Raw genomic sequence first — 18,438 nt, forward strand, 5'->3', positions numbered from 1 at the left:
CACGCGTCACGCGGTGGCTCAGGCGGCGCCGCCATGGTTCCGCACCAGGGCGGCAAGCTGCGCCGCCGCGGGCGGCAAGGGGCGGGAGCGGCGATGAACGATCGAGAGCAGCCGGTGGATCAGCGGATCGCGGAGCGGAATGGCCCGCAGGCCCGGCTGCGCCGCCGCCATGGCGATCCGCGGCAGGACCGAGACGCCAAGCCCGGCCCGGACCAGGTGAAAGGCGCTCGACATGTGCAGCACCTCATAGGCCCAGGACAGGCGCAGCCCGGCGCGGGCCAGCGCATCCTGGATCAGCGGCCGGTGGACGCTGGTGCGGGCCGCGACGATCACGGGGTAGTCCGACAATTCCCGCCAGGACAGCCATTCGCGCCCGGCCAGGATATGCCCCTCGTCGCAAGCCAGCACGAAGGGATCTTCCAGCAGCGGCTCGGCCACCAGCTCCGGGTCCTGGATCGCGGCGGCGACGGTAATGGCGAAATCCGCCTCCCCCCGTGCCACGCTTTGCAGGGCCTCCTGCGCCGTCATGTCCAGGATGCGCACGCGCACGCGCGGATGCGTGGCGCGGAAGGCGAGAAGGGCGGGCGGGATGAAGAAGGGCACCGCCGTCTGCAGGCAGGCCACCACCACGCAGCCGCGGCCGGGCCCGCCCAGATCCTCGATGCCTTCCAGCGCGCTCTCCATCTCGTTCAGCGCGCGCCGCAGCAGTGGCAGCACCTGCCGGCCGAAGGGAGATGGCGCGACATGCCGCGTGGTGCGCTCCAGCAGCGGGCTTCCCAGCCTCGCCTCCAGCCGCTGGATGCGGCGGCTCAGCGCAGGCTGGGACATGTTCAGCCGGGCCGCCGCCAGGCCGAAACTGCGAAGATCCAGCACCGTCATGAGCGCCTGAAGGTCCAGCACCTCGAAATTCATGCTCATGGCGCATGAGTACACCCGCACGGGCTCGCACGGAATTGGCGGCGGAAGCTCATCCCCGCCCCAGGAGACAGCCCATCCATGAAGGACATGCCGCATGAAGCCCGTCAGCCCTGACACGCTTCGCGATTTCGTCGCCAGCCTCTACCACGCCAGCGGCGTGCCGGCCGAGGATGCGCGGCTGGTGGCCGACACCCTGGTCACCGCCGATCTGTGGGGGCATTCCTCGCATGGCGTGATGCGCGCCCCCTGGTACATCGACCGCCTGCGCAGCGGCGTCATGCGGCCCGTGACGCAGCCGCGCCAGATCGTGGATGCCGGCGCCATCGCGGTGGTGGATGCGGAGGACGGCGTCGGCCAAGTGATCGCCGTGCAGGCCATGTCGGACGCGGTGCGCCGCGCGAAGCTGCATGGCGTCGGCGTCGTCTCGGTCCGCAACTCGAACCATCACGGCGCCCTCGGCTACTACACCCGCATGGCGGCCGCGGAAGGCTGCGTCGCCATGCTGACCACCAATGGCAGCCCGGCCATGGCGCCCTGGGGCGGGCGCCGCAAGCTGGTCGGCAACAACCCGTGGTCGATCGCGGCACCGGCCGGGCGGCATGCCCCTATGATGCTCGACATCGCCAACACGGTTGTGGCGCGCGGCAAGATCTTCCTGGCCCGACAGAAGGGGCAGCCGATCCCGCAGCACTGGGCCATCGACGAGGCTGGCCTGCCGACCACCGATCCCGTGGCGGCGCTCGGCGGCGTGATCCAGCCCATGGCCGAGCACAAGGGCTACGCCATCTCCGTCATGATGGACGTGGTGTCGGGCGTGCTGTCGGGCAGCGGCATCCTCGATGAGGTGAGCGGCCCCTACCAGGCGGAGAAGCGCAGCCGATGCGGGCACATGTTCCTGGCGCTCAACATCGCCGCCTTCGGCCCCGAGGCCGCCTTCGCCGAGCGGATGGAGCGGATGATCGGGCAGATCAAGGCGGTGCCGCGCGTGCCCGGCTGCGACGAGGTCTTCTATCCCGGCGAGATCGAGGCCCGGAACGAGGAACGCTATCACCGGGAGGGCCTGCCGCTTCCCCGGAAGACCCTGGCGGATCTGGCGAAAACGGCGGCCGAGCTGAACCTGCCCGTGCCCGCCGGATGGGACACGGAAACGGCGCCGGAGTGACAGCGGGGGAGCGACGGGCGGGCGGGCACCGGCTCCGCTCCCGGAGCCGCCCCAGCGGAAAGGCTGGTGGTGCCCTGACCGGCCGATCCCCGGCCTGCCGCCGGTTCCTCACGCGTTCGGGTGTTCCGGGCCGGGACTGAAATCCCGTAGCCTGGGGGCCGGGCAGCCGGGGCGGTCCGCGCCGGTTGCCGGAGGGCGACGCGATGGCACGGAACGCGGCTTCGTCGCGAAAATCAGCCTGCCCGGGCAGACGCCCACGAAGCGGCGCCATGGCCGCCGCAACCGTGGCCAGCCTGCTGCTGGCGGCGGGCTGCGGCGTCGCGATCTCCGACGCCACGCCGCATGGACAGCCCGCCGGCCCCGGCTATCCCATCACGGCGAGCGTGGATGCCACCGGCGTGCGCAACGTCACGCTGCAGGCCTTCGTGCGCGATAGGCCGGTGCCGATGACGCGCGATCCCGGGGATGCGCGCCTCTGGCACGGCGTGCATGACGCGACCTGCGCGCGCGGCTTCCCGCTGCGCTACGTGGCCAGCTACGACCTGCTGCTCGGCCGCGGCAGCACGGCGGAGCCGCGGGTTGGCAGCCGGCAGATCTGGGCGGCGCCCCCTTCGGCGGCGGATTGCCCCGGCGGCACCGCCGAACGGGCCTTCCGCGTGAACTCCATCCAGGACGAAACGGATTCCAGCCCCGGCGACGGCATCTGCTGGACCGGCCGGCGCGTGGCCGGCGGGGCAGCCGAATGCACCCTGCGCGCGGCCGTGACGGAGGCGGCGCGCCTTTCCGGCCTCACCCGCATCACGCTGGAGCGCGGCCGCACCTATGCCCTGACGCGCGGCCAGCTGAACGCCGCGGCGATCATGACCATCGAACCGGAGCCGGGCGGAGGAACCCGGCCGGTTGTGCAGGCGACCCCCGGCCAGCGCGTCCTGCAGATCCTGCCGCTGCCCGGCGCCCCCGCGGAGGACCCGCGCAGCTACATCGAGCTGCGCGACATCGAGATCCGTGGCGGCACCGCCCCCGGCAGCGGCACGGGCGGCGGCATCAACAATCTGGGGGCGCTGTTCCTTCAGCGCGTGGCGATCAGCGGCAATGCCGCGGCGCGCGGCGCCGGGATCTATTCCGCCGGGCATCTGGAGCTGCGGGACAGCACGATCATGGACAATTCAACGGAGAATTTCCTGGGCGGCGCCGGAGGCGGCGTGGCGATCGGCGGCGGAACCGCGCTGATCGCGGGCAGCACCTTCAGCGGCAACCGCTCCAGCCGGCTCGCGGGCGGGCTCGCGGTGCTGGGCGGCCGCACGGATTTGGTCAACAGCACGCTCAGCGGCAACATGTCGGAGGTTTATGGAGGGGCGATCTACGCCTCGCCCCTGCCGGGGGAAGCGCCGGTGCTCAGGATCCGCAACGCCACCATTACCCGGAACGACGTGCGCGGCTCCTCGACGGAGCGTGGCGGCGGCATCTACCAGAGCGGCGATTCCGAGGTGCATATCGCCAACACGATCCTGGCGGGCAACACCAACAACCGTGCTCCGGCCGTGGGTGGGGACTGCGTCGGGCGGCTGCGCAGCTGGGGCCACAACATCGTCGGGCTGGCGACCTCGCCCTGCGAGGTGACCGGCGCGATCGGCGGGCGGCCTGATGCGACGGATCGGCTTGGCGATCCGTCGATGCTGGATCTGCGGCTCGGGCCGCTCGAGAACAATGGCGGGCCCACGGTGACCCACCGGCCGCTGCGGACGGGGTCCACCCAGGCCATCGATGCCGGCCATCCCGGGGCGCCGAACAATGCCAGCCTTCCCGCCTGCATGACCCGGGACCAGCGCGGCATCGCCCGCCCGCGCAACACCGCCTGCGATGTCGGCGCGGTGGAGGAGTAAGCTGGATGGAGCCGGCCGCGCCCTTCAGGCCAGGACGCGGACCGGCGCCCCGCCCCGCCAGGCTGCGATGGCTTCCACCATGTCGGTGAAGAAGATGCGGTAGGTGCCCTCGGTCACATAGCCCAGATGCGGGCTCAGCACGACATTGTCGAGGCCGCGCAAGGGATGCTCCGCCGGCAGCGGCTCGATGTCGTAAACGTCCAGCCCGGCCGCGGCGATGCGCCTGGTCCGCAGCGCCTCCACCAGCGCCGCCTCGTCGACCAGCGGCCCGCGGGAGGTGTTGATCAGGATCGCGTCCCGCCGCATCAGCCCGATTTCCGCCGCGCCGACAATGCCGCGCGTGCGCTCCGACAGCACCAGATGCAGGCTGAGGATGTCGGCCTCGCGGAACAGCGCCTCGCGCTCCACCCGGCGCGCGCCGACCTCGGCGCAGCGCGCTTCCGTCAGGTTCTGGCTCCAGGCGATGACCTCGGCGCCGAAGGCGCGCGCGACCTCGGCCATGCGCCCTCCCAGCCGGCCAAGCCCCAGCAGGCCCAGCGTGCGGCCATGCAAGGTCCGGCCCACCGTGTTCTGCCACAGGCCCTGGCGCATGCGGCGATCTTCCAGCGGAAGATGGCGCAGCGCGCCCAGGATCAGCGCCCAGGCCAGTTCCGTCGTGGCATGCAGCGATTCCCCGCCGCGCGTGTGGCAGACGCGCACCCCCCGTGCCCGCGCCGCCTCCAGGTCCAGTGTGCGGTTGTGGGGGCCGGTGGCGACGATCAGCTTCAGGCGCGGCAATCGCCCGATCAGCTCCGCCGGCACCGGCAGCCTTTCCCGCATCAGGCAGATCACGTCGTAGCCGGCCAGGGCGGCGGCCGCCGCCTCCTGGTCAGGCAGGGGCCGGTCCAGGAAATCCACCTCGCAATCCGGGCCGAGGCTGCTCCAGTCGGCGAGGCCACGCCCGACCTGCTGGTAATCGTCAAGAACGGCGATGCGGATCATGCGGGCTCCGGTGTCGGTCGGGAGGGATGTCGGCGCGGCCATGGGGCAGACAGCGGCCCGGCACCCTTCAGGCACTGGTCATGCGGGAAGATCACCGCGGCTGCGAAGGAGATCCTTCATGCTGCGACACGTAATGCGCGATCTGGTCGATCTGCGCATCGCTCAGCCCCTGGACCACGGCGTTCATCTGCGTGTCCGTGCCGTGCCGCGTGCTGTCGCGATAAGCCTTCAGCGTGCCGGCCAGGTAATCCTCCCGCTGCCCGGCGATGTGCGGCACTTGGTTCTGCCCCGCCAGGCTCGGCAGGTGGCACACGCCGCAGCGCAGCCGTTCCGCCAGGGCGGCCCCGCTGTCAAAGGCGGCCTTGTCCCGCTGGCCGCGATCCGGCGGCGGCGCATGCGGCAGGGAGGCGAAATACGCGCCCAGATCCTCCAATTGCTCGTCCGTCAGGCCCTCCACCGGCGCCTGCATGGCCGGCACGTCCCGCAACCCCTCGCGGAACAGCACAAGCTGCAGGGTGATGAACTCCCGCTGCTGCCCGGCCAGGGACGGGGTGGAGGGCATTTCGGAAATTCCCCGCTCGCCATGGCAGGCGCCGCAACCGCGCTCCTCCACCAGCTTCGCGCCGCGCTCCACGGCGGCATCCCGGGCCGAGGCGGGAAGGACTGGCGCCATCAGCGCCAGGCCAAGAATAATGGCACGCAAGCCGGTCACCGCTGATAGGTGATGCGGTAGATCGCGCCATTCTGCTCATCGGACACCAGCAGCGATCCGTCGGGCATGACCAGCACATCGGTCGGCCGCCCCTTGAAGCTGTTGTCGCCCGCATCGAGCAGCCCGGTCAGGAAGGGCTCGACCTTGCCCTGCGAGCCATCCTCGTTCAGCGCCACCGTCACCACGTCGAAGCCGCTCTTGGCGTCGCGGTTCCAGGAGCCGTGGCGCGCGATGAAGGCACGGCCGCGATAAGCCTCGGGGAACATGGTGCCGGTGTAGAAGCGCATCCCGAGCGGCGCCGTGTGCGGCCCGAGCAGCGCAACCGGCGCCGGGAATTCGGAGCATTTGCGCGCCGTGTGGCCGGGGTCCTGCCACGCATTGCCCGAGCAATACGGGAAGCCGTGATGCTCGCCGGGGCGGGCCAGCCGGTGCAGCGTGTCTTCCGGCGTGTCATTGCCCGCCCAGTCGCGGCCATTGTTGCTGGCGTAGAGCACGTTGCTGCCCGGCCGCCAGTCGAAGCCCACCGAGTTGCGGACGCCCTTCCCGACGATTTCGCGGCCCGAGCCATCAGGGTTGAAGCGCACGATCAGCGCGTGCCGGTCCTCGTCGAAGGTGCAAACGTTGCAGGGCACGCCGATATTCATGTACAGCTTGCCGTCCGGGCCGAAATTGGCGAATTTCCAGCCGTGATGCGCCTCGGTCGGCAGGTTGAAGGCCTGGGTCAGGTCAACCGGCTCGGCATTCGGGTTCTGCGCGATGTTGTCGTAGCGCAGCACGCGGTTGATCGCGATGACGTAGAGCGCGCCGTCCTTCACGGCCACGCCGTTGGGCTGGTCCAGCCGCTGCGCCAGGGTGCGCGTGGCGCGGCTGCCGCCCTCATCCTTGACGGCGTAGACGCGCCCGATGCTGCGCGTGCCGACATAAACCGTGCCGTCCTCCCCACGCGCCATCATCCGCGCGCCTGGCATGCCCGACGCCCACAATTCGGCGCGGAAGCCTTCCGGCAGCTTGATGGCGTCCACCGGGATGCTGGCGGCCGGCACCGCCGTCAGGCGGGGGGCATGCGGGGCGAGCGGGCTGTTCGCCTGCTCCGACGAGCGGCCCTGCGCCCAGGCGGGGGGAGGCGCGGGCTGCTGAGCAAGCGCGGGAAGTGCCACGGAAAGGGAAAGCGCCCCGGCCAGTGCCGCGCGCCAAGCAGGATGGGATGTCATCATTTCCTCCGGGGTGGCGCGTGCTGCGCCATCCCGGGGAAGGGTAGGTCATGTTCTCGGGGCAAAACAATGCCCTCCCCCCCCCCATTCGGCGTGGCGGTGCCCGAAATCCCGCGGAGGGGGCGCGCCTGTTATTCCCAGTCAGGAGCGGCCAGAAGCGCCAGGAGCCGCGCCGCCGCGACACGGTCCGGCCGCAGGAGCGGCTCGGGCCACAGCATGTTGAGGGTGCCGGCGCACCGGCCGTTGCGCAGGATCGGCAGGTTGACGATGGAGCGCAGGCCGAGCCCGAGGATCACGGCCGAATCGGAGAAATGCGCGCGGATCGCATCATCGCCCTCACCCTCGAATCGCTGGCCTTCCAGCAGCACCTGCCGCCCCCAGGCCGTGTCCCGCTTGGGCTTGCGGCCGCCGACAGGGTATTCGTCCGGCCGCGAGCTGTAGATGCGCTGCACCGTCATCGCTCCGGGATCGAAGACCATGGCGGTGCAGAGCTGCTGCCCGGCTAGTTCCCGCCCCAGCCGGTCGGCCATGCGGATGCGTGGCAATGGGCCGGCATCGCGGCCGGCCGCCTCGAAGGCATCGATCAGGTCGGGCAGCATCTCAGGCATCGGTCTTGTCGATGCCCAGGTCCCGGATGATCCGGCTCCACTTCACGGCATCGGCCCGCAGCGTTTCTGTGAAGGTGGCAGCGGATTCGTTCACCACCTCGACGCCGATCGCCGCCATCCTGTCCTTCACCACCGGTGTCATGAGGGCCTTGTTGATCTCGCCATTCAGGCGGTCCACCAGGGCAGGCCGCATGCCCTTCGGGCCCAGCGCGCCGTACCACACGGCCATCTCGAAGCCGGGCAGGGTTTCGCTCACCGTCGGCACCTCCGGCAGCAGGGCGGAGCGCCGCCCTTCCGTCACCGCCAGCAGCTTCAGGCGCCCGTTTCGCACATGGTCCAGCGTCTGGGTGCCGGCGGAGAAGAACAGCTGCGTCTGCCCGGCCACCGTGTCCAGCGTCGCCGGCGCGCCGCCGCGATAGGGCACATGCACCATGTCCAGCCCCGCCACCTGCGCGAACATCGCGGCGCAAAGATGGTTGGTGGAACCCGAGCCGGCCGAGGCATAGGCGATCTTGCCCGGATTGGCCTTGGCGTAGGCGATGAACTCCGCGACGGTGTTGGCGGGCACCGAGGGATGCACCACCATCGTGTTCAGCACATAGGCCAGCAGCGCGATGGGGGTGAAATCATCCACCCCGTTGAACGGCATGTTGCTGAACAGCGCATCGTTCATCGCATGCGTGCTCATGGAGCCGAACAGCAGCGTGTAGCCATCCGGCGCCGAGCGCGCCACGGCGGCCGAGCCGATATTGCCGGAGGCGCCGGAACGGTTCTCCACCACGAAGGGCTGGCCGAGGGAGGCGCGCAGCGGCTCGGCCAGGATGCGCGCCAGGATGTCGGTCGATCCGCCGGGCGCCCAGGGCACGATCACGCTGACGGGCCGGTCGGGATAGCCATCCTGTGCCCGCGCCGCCTGCGGAAGCGCCGCGATGGCCGGCGCCGCGAGGAGGGACAGCGCGGCACGGCGCGGAAGGTGCGATCGGTTCATGGTCTGGATGTCCTGCAAGACGGCTCGTTCAGCGGGTTCGTCGGTGCCGGCATGGCCGCCCACCTGTTGTGCCCATCGCAGCGGCGGTCCGCGCGCTGGCCAGCGGTCGGGCATGGCGCCTTTGCTAGAATGGGCGCGCCGGCGGCGCAAGGCGCGCGGCTTTCGCCCCGGCCGGGGAGCATGATAAGCCCCGCCCCTGCCCAGGGGGGCGGGCCCAAAGGCCGGACCCGCCGGAACTGTTCCAGAAGGAGGCGCGCCCATGTTCACCACCCGCCCGGAGATCCGCGGCACCTTCGGCGCGGTGGCGACCACGCACTGGCTCGCCAGCGCGGTCGGCATGTCCGTGCTGGAGCGCGGCGGCAACGCCTTCGACGCCGCCGTGGCCGCCGGCTTCGTGCTGCAGATCGTCGAGCCCCACCTGAACGGCCCGGGCGGCGAGGTGCCCATCATCCTCAAGCGCCATGACGCGCCGGAGCCCGTGGTGATCTGCGGCCAGGGCCCCTTCCCGATGGCCGCCACGCCGCAGCGCTTCGCGGAGCTGGGGCTGAAGCAGGTGCCGGGCACCGGCCTGCTGCCCTCGGTGGTGCCCGGCGCCTTCGATGCCTGGATGCTGCTGCTGCGCGACCACGGCACCTGGACGCCGCGCGCGGTGCTGGAAGCCGCCATCGGCTATGCCGAGGACGGCTTTCCCGTGCTGCCCCGCGTATCCTCCTCCATCCTGCCGGCGCGCGAGTTCTTTCCCGCCGAATGGCCCAGCTCGGCCGAGGTGTGGATGCCGGGCGGCGAGGTGCCGCGCCCGCGCGCCCGCTTCCGCACCCCCGGCATCGCCGCCACCTATCGCCGCATCCTGGCGGAAGCGGAAGCCGCTGGCGCGGATCGCGGGCGCCAGATCCAGGCGGCGCGCGATGCCTTCTACCGCGGCTTCGTCGCCGAGGCGGTGGACCGGTTCTACCGCACGGCGGAGCTGATGGATTCCAGCGGCCGCCGCCATGGCGGCCTGCTCCGCGCCGAGGATTTCGCCCGCTACGAGGCGCGGGTCGAGCCGACCGTGTCCCGCGACCATGCGGGCGTGACGGTCCACAAGACCGGCCCCTGGGGCCAGGGCCCGGCCCTGCTGCAGACGCTGGCCCTGCTGGAAGGCTACGACATCGCCGGCATGGACCCCGCCGGGGAGCGCTTCGTGCACCTGGTGGTCGAGTGCATGAAGCTGTCCTATGCCGACCGGGAGGTCTTCTACGGCGACCCGGATGCCTCCGACATCCCGCTCGATACCCTGTTGTCCCGCGACTACGCTGATCGCCGCCGCCGGCTGGTGGGCGAAACGGCCTCCCTCGACCTCATCCCGGGCGACCTGCCCGGCGCCGCCGATGCCATGCGCCGCATCCTGGCCCGGGCGGGGGCGGAAACGCCGGTGGGACTTGGCTCCGGCGAGCCGACCTTCGCGCCCCTTCCCGTGGAATGGGGCGACACCGTGCATCTGGACGTGGTGGACCGCTGGGGGAACATGATTTCCGCCACGCCGTCCGGCGGCTGGCTGCAATCCTCCCCCGCCGTGCCGGGCCTGGGCTTCTCCATCTCCACACGCGGCCAGATGGGCTGGCTGGAGGCCGGGCTGCCCAGCGACCTGCGCCCCGGCACCCGCCCCCGCACCACCCTGACCCCGACCCTGGTGACGCGGGATGGCGAAGGCTACCTGGCCATGGGAACGCCGGGCGGCGACCAGCAGGACCAGTGGACGCTGGCCGTCCTCCTGCGGCGCCTGCACCACAAGCTGGACCTGCAGGCCGCCATCGACCTGCCGCTCTTCACCAGCAAGCATTTCCCGCAATCCTTCTACCCGCGCACCTTCGAGCCGGGCGGCTTGCTGGTGGAGGACCGCATCGGTCCGGACGCCATCGCGGCGCTGGAACGCCGTGGCCACCGGGTGAAGGTCGAGGCGCCCTGGTCGCTGGGCCGCGTCTGCGCGGTGGGGCGGGAGGATGGCTTCGTCATCGCGGCGGCCACGCCGCGGCTGATGCAGGCCTACGCCATCGGCCGGTAAGAAACCGGAAAGGCCCGCCGCCGCGGAAGGCGGAGGCGGGCCAGGATGTCCCCAATTTCCGGCCGGCGGGCCCTGTTCCGGGACGCCGCCATCCCCAGGGGAAATGCACGGCATCCCGCCAGCCCCAGGCCGCATCCTGGCGGCGCGGGGCCGGCTTCAGGCCACCACGGCGATCTGCTGGGGATCGATCTCCAGCCAAACCGCCTCGCCCACCTCATGCACCTGCAAGGGCGGGGCGGTGACGCGGAGCTGCAATCCGCTCTGCTGCGGATGGACCACATAATCCCATGATTCGCCGAGATAGGTGCGCTGCGCCACCACGGCGGACAGCACCGGCCGGCCATCATGCGCCTGCGGCCGGCTGCGATGCAGCGCCATGCTTTGCGGCCGCACCGAAAGCAGGATCGGGCGCGCGGAATCCGGCACCGCCTCCCCCAGCTGCGCCGTCGGCAGGGCGAAGCCGTCAAGGCCGATCTCGCCATTCGCGACATGGCCGGCCAGCAGATTCGTCCGGCCGATGAAGGCCGCCACGAAGCGGGTGCGGGGCCGGGCATAGATCAGGTGGGGCGCGTCCACCTGCTCGATGCGGCCGGCATTCATCACCGCGATCCGGTCGGCCGTCGCCATCGCTTCCGACTGGTCATGCGTGACATAGACGGTGGTGATGCGGAACTCGTCATGCAGCCGGCGGATCTCGAACCGCATCTCCTCGCGCAGGTTGGCGTCGAGGTTGGACAAGGGCTCGTCCAGCAGCAGCACAGCGGGCTTGACGACGATGGCCCGCGCGAGCGCCACGCGCTGCTGCTGCCCGCCCGACAATTCGGCGGGGTAGCGGTCGGCCAGGTGGCTCATCTGCACGACCTTCAGGATCTGCGCGACGCGGTCCCGGACGTCGGCGGAGGACAGCTTCTGCAGCTTCAACCCGAAGGCGACATTCTCCGCCACCGTCATGTTGGGCCAGATGGCGTAGCTTTGGAAGATCATCGACATGCGGCGGCGCTCCGGCGGCAGCACCGCGCCGGGGGCGGAGAACACCTCGCCATCCATGCTGATGCTGCCTTCCGTCGGCTCGACGAAGCCGGCGATCATGCGCAGCGTCGTCGTCTTGCCGCAACCGGACGGGCCGAGCAGGCAGACGAACTCGCCCTCCTGCAAGGTCAGGTCCACATTGTCCACGACCTTGACCGGGCCATAGGACTTGCTCAGTCCCTTCAATGTGAGACGGGGCATGGATCAGTTCCTCCGCAGCATGAAGTCACGCCCGGCCAGCTTCATGCCGATGGCGACAAGGATCAGGGTGAGCGCCAGCAGCAGCCCGCCAAAGGCGGCGAGCACCTCGAAATTCCCGGCCTCGCTCAGGTCGTAAAGCAGGACGGCCATGGTGCGGGTGCGCGGCCCGACCAGGAAGACCGCAGCCGAAAGCTCGCGCGAGGCGACGATGAAGACGATCAGCCAGCCGCCGATCAGGCTGCGGATGATCAAGGGCGCAGTGATGCGGGCGATGGTCCGCAGCCGCCCTCCGCCCAGGATGCGCGCCGCTTCCTCCATCTCCGGATGCACCGCGCGCACGGCGGCGGCGGAATTGGCGAAGGCGATGGGCAGGAAGCGCGCCGTGAAGGCCAGGATGATGATCAGCGCCGTGCCGTAAAGCGCGATCGGCGGCGCCGCATAGGCGGCATAGAAGCCGATGGCCATGACGATGCCGGGGATCACGAAGGGCGCCATCGCCAGGAAGGCAAGGGCCGAGCCGAAGGGAACCAGCTTCCGCGCGACGATGTAGGCGACGAGGACGGCAATGCACACCGCCGCCGTGGCCGCGGCGGCGGAGAACCAGAGCGTGTTCCAGATGGAGGTCAGCGCCATCTCGTGCCGGAACAGCAGATAGGCGTAGTTCTCGAAGGTCAGGTTGCTCCAGGCGAGGCCGCGGCCCCACGCCTTGGCGAAGGAAGCCTGCAGCAGCACCATCAGCGGCATCACCACCGCCAGCGCGCCGACGAAGCCGCAATAGCCCAGCACCGCCCAGCGCCAGCGGCCGAGCTTGATCGGCCGCCGCTCGCCCCCCTTGCCGGTCTGGGACACGAAGCCCTTCCGCGCCAGCAGCAGCTTCTGCACGGTGATCATGCCGACGGTGATCAGCAGCAGCGGCATGGCATAGGCCGCCGCCACTTCGACTCGCACGGGATATTCGAAGAACTGCCAGAGCTGCGTCGTGACGACGTTGATCCGCGCGGGGATGCCGATGATGGCGGGCGTGCCGAACAGCGCGACGGTTTCCAGGAACACCACGATGATGCCGCCCAGAATGGCCGGCCACACCAGCGGCAGCGTGATCTTGCGCATCGCCGTCGATGTTCCGGCGCCGAGGATGTTGGCCGCGTCCTCCATTTCCGAGGATACGAGGTCGAGCGCGGATTTCACGAAGATGAAGATCAACGGAAAGGAATGCAGCGCGATCACCAGCGCCAGCCCGAAGAAGGTGTAGACGTTCACCAGCGGCGCCTGCAGCCCGGTCAGCCAGGTCCAGGCCTGGTTGAGGAAGCCGGAATTCGGCCCCGCCAGCAGGATCCAGCCAACGGCCCCCAGATAGGGCGGCATGATGAAGGCGCCCATCACGATGGCCCAGGTGAAGCCCTTGCCCGGCATGTCCGTGCGGGAAACGGCCCAGGCCATCGGCACGGCAAAGATCACCGACAGCAGCGACGACAGCGCGCCGAGCATCAGGGAATTGGCCAGTGCCTCCAGGTAGCGGGCGCGGCCATAGGCGGTGGCGTAGTTGGACAGGGTGAAGGCGCCGGTGCCCTGCTGCTCGAAGCTGACGATCAGCAGCTTGCCGATCGGCACCGCGACCAGGAACAGCAGCGCCGCGACCAGCAGGATCCAGAGCAGGTTCGATGGTTCAAGGTATCGCAGGCGGCGCAGCCAGGCCGGCCGCCGCGCTTCTTCCGCGGCGGCTTTCGGCAGGATCGCGGCGGTCTCGGTCATGCAGGCGGAACTCCCCCGTGATGCTGAGGCGGTGTCAGATGCCGAAGGTGTCGCGCCATTGTTCCTTCACCTCCGGCACGCCCGCCTCGATGTCCTGCGGCGTGGGCAGGATGAGCTTGATGGAATCGAGCGGCTTGGCCCCGTCCGGCGGCGGCACGTCCTGGCGCAGCGATTCCGAGAAATACCGGCGGGTGACGCGGAAATATTCCGGACCGGTGGCGTATTCCATGAACAGCTTTGCCGCGTTCGGGTGCGGGGCGTTCTTCTGGATGCAACTGGGCGAGGGCACCACCACCGTGCCGTCGGTCGGGTAGATCAGCGATTGCGGATTGCCGCGGGAAATGGCGAGCAGCGCGGTGGCCGATGGCACGGCGACGCCGACCTGCCGCTCCCCCGCGCTCAGCATCGTCACCGGGTCGATGCTGGAGCGGCCAATCTGCGGCCGGTTCTTCTCCAGCTTGGTGAAATAATCCCAGCCGTAAAGCTTGCGCATCAGCACCGCCCAGGCCCCGATGGCGCCGCTGAAGCCCGGATGGCCGACCGCCAGCTTGTTCCGCCATTTCGGGTCCAGCAGGTCCTGCCAGCTTCGCGGCGCCTCGGCCTCCGGCACTTGCCCCGTGTGGCGGGAGATCAGGTGCACGCCGATATAGAAGATGTGGAAATGCCCGTCCGGGTCGCCAGCCGCGCGGACGAATTCCAGCAACCCTGCGGCGTTCCGCGGGGTGTAGGGCATCAGCCGCCCCTGCTGCTTCAGGAAGGTGGAATGGCTGTAATCGGTGGAGCTGAACACGTCGCATTGCGCGACGCCGGCGCGCATGTCCTGCGACAGCCGCTGGAAGGCCACCTGGGAGGTGCTGCGCACGACATTGACATGCACGCCCGGATAGCGCTCGCCAAAGGCGCGGCCCACCGCCTCGGAGGTTTCGGCGCTTTGCTGGCCGGAATACCAGGTGATCTCGCCCTCGCGCCGCGCGGCCTCGTACAGCTCGCGCTCATGGGCGGGCAGGTCCTGGGCCGCGGCGCGCATCGCCGGGCCGCCGCTTCCGATTATGGCTGCGCTGGCCAGAAGGCCGCGCCGGCTCATCCCTCGCATATCCATTTCCTCCCTGCACGCCCCCGCGTCGTTGCGCGGGGGGGATCATCAGATCAGACGCCGAAGGTGTCGCGCCAGAGCTCCTTCACTTCCTGACCATCACGTTCCAGCTCATCCGGATCGGCGGAGATCATCTTGACCTCGGCGAGCGGGCGCGAGCCCGGCGGGGGCGGCACCTCGGGGCGCAGCGATTCACTGAAGAAGGGGCGGGTGACCTCGTAATAGGTGGGGCTGGTCATGAACTCCATGAACAGCTTCGCCGCGTTCGGGTGCGGCGCATCCTTCAGCGCGCCGCTCGGCGCCGGCACCATCAGCGTGCCTTCCTCCGGATAGATCAGCTTGATCGGATTGCCGCGGGAGATCGACAACAGGCTGGTGGCGGAAGGAAGCGCGGCGCCGATGGTGCGCTCCCCCGCATTCAGCATCGTCACCGGATCGGCGCTGGAACGGCCGATCTGCGGCTGGTTCTTTTCCAGCGCCTTGAAGTAGTCCCAGCCATAAAGGCGGCGCATCGCCAGGCACCAGGAGGTGATGGCGCCGCTGTAGCCGGGATGGCCCACCGCGATCTTGCCGCGCCAGCGTGGGTCGATCAGGTCCTTCCAGCTTTTCGGCGCGTCGGCGTCCGACACCACGTCGCTGCGCCGCCCCATCAGGAACAGCCCGAGATAGGTGACCTGGAAATAGCCATCCGGGTCCGCGGCGTCCTTGGCCGCCTGGATCAGCCCCGCTGCGTTCCGCGGCTTGTAGGCCATCAGCCGCCCCTGCTGCTTCAGGAAGGCGGCGTGGCTGTGGTCGGTGGAGCTGAACACGTCGCATTGCGCGACGCCGGCGCGCATGTCCTGCGACAGCCGCTGGAAGGCCACCTGGGAGGTGCTGCGCACGACATTGACGGTGATGCCGGGGAAGCGTTCGGTGAAGCCGCGCCCGATGGCCTGCGACGGTTCCGCCTGATACTGGCCGGTATACCAGGTGATCTGCCCTTCCCGGCGCGCGGCCTCGTAGAGTTCCTTCTCGTGCGGCAGCATTTCCGCGGCGCGGGCGGTGCCAAGGCGCGTCGCCGCTCCTGCCGCGGCCAGGCCGAGCATCAGGCGCCTGTTGATCGTGAGCATGGTGGTTTCCTCCCTCTGCGATGCGGGCGGCGGCTCTGGCGTCCGGCCTGCCCTGCCGTGCTGCGCCGGCTCAGCGGCCGGCGAAGGTCGGGGCGCGTTTCTCCTGAAAGGCGCGGCGGCCCTCGGCGTAGTCGGCGCTGTTGAAGCAGGCGCGGTTCAGCTCTTCCACCAGCTCAGGATCGCGCTCGGCGGGGTTTCCGGCGATCTGGTCGATCGCGACCTTTGAGGCCTGGATCGACAGCGGCGCGTTGCGCGCGATCTCCCGCGCCAGGGTGGTGACAGTATCCCGCAACTGCTCCGCCGGCACGACGCGGTTCACCAGGCGGCAGGCCAGCGCCTCCGCCGCATCGAGCTGCCGGCCGGTGAACAGGATTTCCTTGGCGATGGAAGGGCCGGCCAGCGCCACCAGGCGCTCCAGGCTTTCCCGGCCATAGGCGATGCCGAGCCGCGCGGCGGGAATGCCGAAGCGGCTGTCGGTGGAGGCGATGCGCAGATCCGCCATCATCGCGACGGCATAGCCGCCGCCGATGCAGTAGCCCTGGATCATGGCGATCAACGGCTTGCGCAGGTTCTCCAGCTTGCGCCGCGCGGCGCCGCTGCGGCGGCCATATTCCGCCTGGGCGGCGGCATCGGCACGAACGCGGTCGAACTCGCTGATATCGGCGCCGGATGCGAAGGCCTTGCCACCTGCGCCATGCATGACCACCGCACGCACGGAATCGTCGGCGGCGAAATCATCCGCGGCGGCGGCGATCGCATCCCACATCTCCAGCGAGATGGCGTTGCGCTTTTCCGGCTGGTTGATCGTCAGCCAGCCGATACCGTCCTCCTTGCGCGTGAGGATCTTCGCAGAGGCATGGTGGGAAAGGTTGGTGTCCATGGTCCGCCGGATCCTGTTGCAGTGCGAGATTGAGCCACGCGCAGCAGGAGAGGCCATGACACGAATGGCCGCTCTGCCATGCGGCCAATATGCCCAGCCCTGCGCGACTGTCCTTTTCCGGACCGTGCCACGCAGCTTCGTTTCTCCCCTGTTCGGAAAGCTTGTCACCGGGTCTGCGGAATGTAAACAATAAACACGGTCATCCGGAGACGGCTTTCCTTATGCAGCAGCGGCGCCCATCCAGCACCGGCGCGGCCGAAGGCACCGCAACAGGGGCAGAGGCCCTGGCCGCGTTCAGGCAACGCCTGGCGGGGCGGGAGTCCCTCGGCCGCGGCGTCGAGCTGGCGCTGGAACACATGATCGAGACAGGCGCGCTGCAGCCGGGAGCCCGGCTGAACGAGGCGGAGCTGGCGGCGCAGCTTGGCGTCAGCCGTGGCCCGGTGCGGGAAGCAGCCCGGGCGCTGGAGCGGACCGGGCTGGTCACCGTGATCCTCAACCGCGGCGCCTTTGTGCGCAGCATCGGCCTTGACGAGGTGATGCAGACCTACGAGCTGAACGCCGTGCTGTTCGGGCATGCGGCGGCGCTGCTGGCGGCCAGGCTCGATCCCGCCCAGGCGGCGCAGCTTCGCGCCACCGCGGCCGGCATGGACGACTCCGTCGCCACCGGCGAGCGCGAAGCGTTCTTCAGCGGCAACACCCTGTTCCACCAACAGATTGTCGAGTTCTGCGGCAACCGTCCGCTTTGCGACGTGTATCTCGGGCACACGCGCAAGCTGCTGTTGCTGCGCCGCCGTTCCTTCGACGCCGCGGGCAACATGCGCGCCGCGAATGATGAGCACCACCGCCTGCTGGCCGCCATCCTGGCCGGCGAGGCGGAGCAGGCGCGACGCCATGCCGAGGCGCATACGCGCGCCGGGCGGGCCCGCTACCTCGCCGCCATCGCGCATGGCGAGGCGGCGGAGGACAACAAAACACCCAAAGGGAAGAAACGACATGTTGGGAACTGACAGGATCGGCATCGATGTCGGGCGGCGCCTGCGGCTGGAGGATGCGATCGACTGGGCGGCGGAAAACCAGGTCCGCTACATCGACATCCAGCTCGACACCGGCCCGAACCGCGTGGACAGCTTCGACGATGCCCGCGCCGGGGCGATCCGCGAGCAGGCCCGCCGGCGCGGCGTGGTGCTCGGCCTGCACACGCTTTCAGCCGTGAACGTGGCGGAATACTCTCCCTTCCTTTCGGAAGCGGTGGATGCCTATCTGCGCGCCTATATCGACCTGGCGCCGAAGCTTGGCGCCGAATGGATCGTGGTGCATGCGGGCTACCACTTCACGGCCGATGTGAAGCCCCGCATGGAGGCGGGGCTGGAGCGGCTGCAGCGCATGGTCGAGCATGCCGAGAAGCGCGGCGCGCTGCTGCTGCTGGAAAACCTGAACAAGGAGCCGGCGGATGCCGAGGTGCACTACCTCGCGCATACGATCGAGGAATGGCGCTACTACTACGAGCGCATCAACTCGCCCGCCTTTGCGCTGTCCTTCACCGCCAACCACGCGCATTTGATGCCCGAGGGCGTGGAAGGCTTCGTGGACGCCATCCCGCTCGACCGCGTGTTCGAGGTGCGGCTGGCCGATTGCTTCCGCAACGGGCATGAGCAGCACCTGCTGCCCGGGCAGGGCAATTTCGACTTCGGCGCGATGTTCGCCCTGCTGGAGCGGAAAGGCTTCAAGGGCCACTACATGAACGCCTTCGGCACGTTGGAGGACATGCAGAAGGCGCGGCACGACATGGTCAGGATGGCGCAGGAGGCCGGCGTCCCGGCTGCCTGAGGCACGGGCCTTCCCGAGCCCCTTCAAGGCTCCATCCGGGGCG

At 69.7% G+C, this 18,438-nt stretch carries 16 protein-coding genes; 5 read left to right on the plus strand and 11 right to left on the minus strand.

Going from position 1 to position 18,438, the window contains the following annotated elements:
• Positions 1-18: 18 nt before the first annotated feature.
• On the minus strand, positions 19-918 hold the full coding sequence (locus tag F0Q34_RS09985; protein WP_161600820.1) for a LysR family transcriptional regulator: 900 nt from the start codon (positions 916-918) through the stop codon (positions 19-21).
• A 94-nt stretch (positions 919-1,012) separates the two neighbouring features.
• Here F0Q34_RS09985 and F0Q34_RS09990 point away from each other — a divergent pair, with 94 nt between their 5' ends.
• Entirely contained in the window at positions 1,013-2,080 is a 1,068-nt protein-coding gene (locus F0Q34_RS09990; RefSeq protein ID WP_149812053.1) for an Ldh family oxidoreductase, read from the plus strand.
• 269 nt (positions 2,081-2,349) lie between these two features.
• Positions 2,350-3,963 carry a choice-of-anchor Q domain-containing protein gene (locus tag F0Q34_RS09995; protein ID WP_149812054.1) on the plus strand — a complete coding sequence of 538 codons (1,614 nt, stop codon included), beginning with the start codon at positions 2,350-2,352 and terminating at the stop codon, positions 3,961-3,963.
• Between the two features lie 24 nt (positions 3,964-3,987).
• Here the strand turns inward: F0Q34_RS09995 and F0Q34_RS10000 are convergent, their stop codons facing one another.
• From F0Q34_RS10000 to F0Q34_RS10020, 5 genes are all read right to left on the minus strand, one after another.
• On the minus strand, positions 3,988-4,944 hold the full coding sequence (locus F0Q34_RS10000; RefSeq protein WP_149812055.1) for a D-2-hydroxyacid dehydrogenase family protein: 957 nt from the start codon (positions 4,942-4,944) through the stop codon (positions 3,988-3,990).
• Positions 4,945-5,035: 91 nt separating this feature from the next.
• The gene (locus F0Q34_RS10005) at positions 5,036-5,647 is read right to left on the minus strand and encodes a c-type cytochrome (RefSeq protein ID WP_161600821.1); all 612 of its coding nucleotides are present in this window, start codon (positions 5,645-5,647) and stop codon (positions 5,036-5,038) included.
• A 5-nt stretch (positions 5,648-5,652) separates the two neighbouring features.
• Positions 5,653-6,867 (minus strand): PQQ-dependent sugar dehydrogenase, encoded by a 1,215-nt coding sequence (locus F0Q34_RS10010; protein ID WP_149812057.1) that lies wholly within the window; start codon positions 6,865-6,867, stop codon positions 5,653-5,655.
• A 131-nt stretch (positions 6,868-6,998) separates the two neighbouring features.
• The gene (locus F0Q34_RS10015; RefSeq protein ID WP_149812058.1) at positions 6,999-7,475 is read right to left on the minus strand and encodes a GAF domain-containing protein; all 477 of its coding nucleotides are present in this window, start codon (positions 7,473-7,475) and stop codon (positions 6,999-7,001) included.
• On the minus strand, positions 7,468-8,463 hold the full coding sequence (locus F0Q34_RS10020) for a Bug family tripartite tricarboxylate transporter substrate binding protein (protein ID WP_149812059.1): 996 nt from the start codon (positions 8,461-8,463) through the stop codon (positions 7,468-7,470). Before F0Q34_RS10020 ends, F0Q34_RS10015 begins: the two co-directional genes overlap by 8 nt.
• 259 nt (positions 8,464-8,722) lie before the next feature.
• On the opposite strand from F0Q34_RS10020, the gene F0Q34_RS10025 reads away from it, so the two are divergent.
• Positions 8,723-10,504, plus strand: a complete 1,782-nt coding sequence (locus F0Q34_RS10025; protein ID WP_149812060.1) for a gamma-glutamyltransferase family protein — start codon at positions 8,723-8,725, stop codon at positions 10,502-10,504.
• Positions 10,505-10,660: 156 nt separating this feature from the next.
• Here the strand turns inward: F0Q34_RS10025 and F0Q34_RS10030 are convergent, their stop codons facing one another.
• From F0Q34_RS10030 to F0Q34_RS10050, 5 genes are all read right to left on the minus strand, one after another.
• Entirely contained in the window at positions 10,661-11,734 is a 1,074-nt protein-coding gene (locus tag F0Q34_RS10030; RefSeq protein WP_149812061.1) for an ABC transporter ATP-binding protein, read from the minus strand.
• A gap of 3 nt (positions 11,735-11,737) precedes the next feature.
• Entirely contained in the window at positions 11,738-13,486 is a 1,749-nt protein-coding gene (locus tag F0Q34_RS10035) for an ABC transporter permease (protein WP_149812062.1), read from the minus strand.
• 34 nt (positions 13,487-13,520) lie between these two features.
• Positions 13,521-14,513, minus strand: coding sequence for an ABC transporter substrate-binding protein (locus F0Q34_RS10040; RefSeq protein ID WP_241665423.1), 993 nt, complete (start codon positions 14,511-14,513; stop codon positions 13,521-13,523).
• Between the two features lie 119 nt (positions 14,514-14,632).
• Complete coding sequence (locus tag F0Q34_RS10045; RefSeq protein ID WP_149812064.1) at positions 14,633-15,688, minus strand: ABC transporter substrate-binding protein; 1,056 nt, start codon at positions 15,686-15,688, stop codon at positions 14,633-14,635.
• Positions 15,689-15,758: 70 nt separating this feature from the next.
• Entirely contained in the window at positions 15,759-16,568 is an 810-nt protein-coding gene (locus F0Q34_RS10050; protein ID WP_149812065.1) for an enoyl-CoA hydratase, read from the minus strand.
• 221 nt (positions 16,569-16,789) lie between these two features.
• Here F0Q34_RS10050 and F0Q34_RS10055 point away from each other — a divergent pair, with 221 nt between their 5' ends.
• Together F0Q34_RS10055 and F0Q34_RS10060 are read left to right on the plus strand one after the other, a co-directional pair.
• Positions 16,790-17,575, plus strand: coding sequence for a GntR family transcriptional regulator (locus F0Q34_RS10055; RefSeq protein WP_161600822.1), 786 nt, complete (start codon positions 16,790-16,792; stop codon positions 17,573-17,575).
• Positions 17,562-18,395: a sugar phosphate isomerase/epimerase family protein gene (locus F0Q34_RS10060; RefSeq protein ID WP_149812067.1), complete on the plus strand. Its 834-nt coding sequence runs from the start codon at positions 17,562-17,564 to the stop codon at positions 18,393-18,395. Before F0Q34_RS10055 ends, F0Q34_RS10060 begins: the two co-directional genes overlap by 14 nt.
• The last annotated feature ends 43 nt before the right edge of the window (positions 18,396-18,438 follow it).

Origin of the sequence: Teichococcus oryzae (genome assembly GCF_008386565.1) — a bacterium.
In the GTDB taxonomy this organism is placed as follows: Bacteria; Pseudomonadota; Alphaproteobacteria; order Acetobacterales; family Acetobacteraceae; genus Pseudoroseomonas; species Pseudoroseomonas oryzae.

Coding starts and splice junctions, on each gene's coding strand:
- F0Q34_RS10020 (WP_149812059.1), bottom strand. CDS start 8,463: ATGAACCGATCGCACCTTCCGCGCCGTGCCGCGCTGTCCCTCCTCGCG.
- F0Q34_RS10045 (WP_149812064.1), bottom strand. CDS start 15,688: ATGCTCACGATCAACAGGCGCCTGATGCTCGGCCTGGCCGCGGCAGGA.
- F0Q34_RS09985 (WP_161600820.1), bottom strand. CDS start 918: ATGAGCATGAATTTCGAGGTGCTGGACCTTCAGGCGCTCATGACGGTG.
- F0Q34_RS10010 (WP_149812057.1), bottom strand. CDS start 6,867: ATGACATCCCATCCTGCTTGGCGCGCGGCACTGGCCGGGGCGCTTTCC.
- F0Q34_RS10040 (WP_241665423.1), bottom strand. CDS start 14,513: ATGCGCGCCGCGGCCCAGGACCTGCCCGCCCATGAGCGCGAGCTGTAC.
- F0Q34_RS10055 (WP_161600822.1), top strand. CDS start 16,790: ATGCAGCAGCGGCGCCCATCCAGCACCGGCGCGGCCGAAGGCACCGCA.
- F0Q34_RS09995 (WP_149812054.1), top strand. CDS start 2,350: ATGGCCGCCGCAACCGTGGCCAGCCTGCTGCTGGCGGCGGGCTGCGGC.
- F0Q34_RS10025 (WP_149812060.1), top strand. CDS start 8,723: ATGTTCACCACCCGCCCGGAGATCCGCGGCACCTTCGGCGCGGTGGCG.
- F0Q34_RS10050 (WP_149812065.1), bottom strand. CDS start 16,568: ATGGACACCAACCTTTCCCACCATGCCTCTGCGAAGATCCTCACGCGC.
- F0Q34_RS10035 (WP_149812062.1), bottom strand. CDS start 13,486: ATGACCGAGACCGCCGCGATCCTGCCGAAAGCCGCCGCGGAAGAAGCG.
- F0Q34_RS10015 (WP_149812058.1), bottom strand. CDS start 7,475: ATGCCTGAGATGCTGCCCGACCTGATCGATGCCTTCGAGGCGGCCGGC.
- F0Q34_RS09990 (WP_149812053.1), top strand. CDS start 1,013: ATGAAGCCCGTCAGCCCTGACACGCTTCGCGATTTCGTCGCCAGCCTC.
- F0Q34_RS10060 (WP_149812067.1), top strand. CDS start 17,562: ATGTTGGGAACTGACAGGATCGGCATCGATGTCGGGCGGCGCCTGCGG.
- F0Q34_RS10000 (WP_149812055.1), bottom strand. CDS start 4,944: ATGATCCGCATCGCCGTTCTTGACGATTACCAGCAGGTCGGGCGTGGC.
- F0Q34_RS10030 (WP_149812061.1), bottom strand. CDS start 11,734: ATGCCCCGTCTCACATTGAAGGGACTGAGCAAGTCCTATGGCCCGGTC.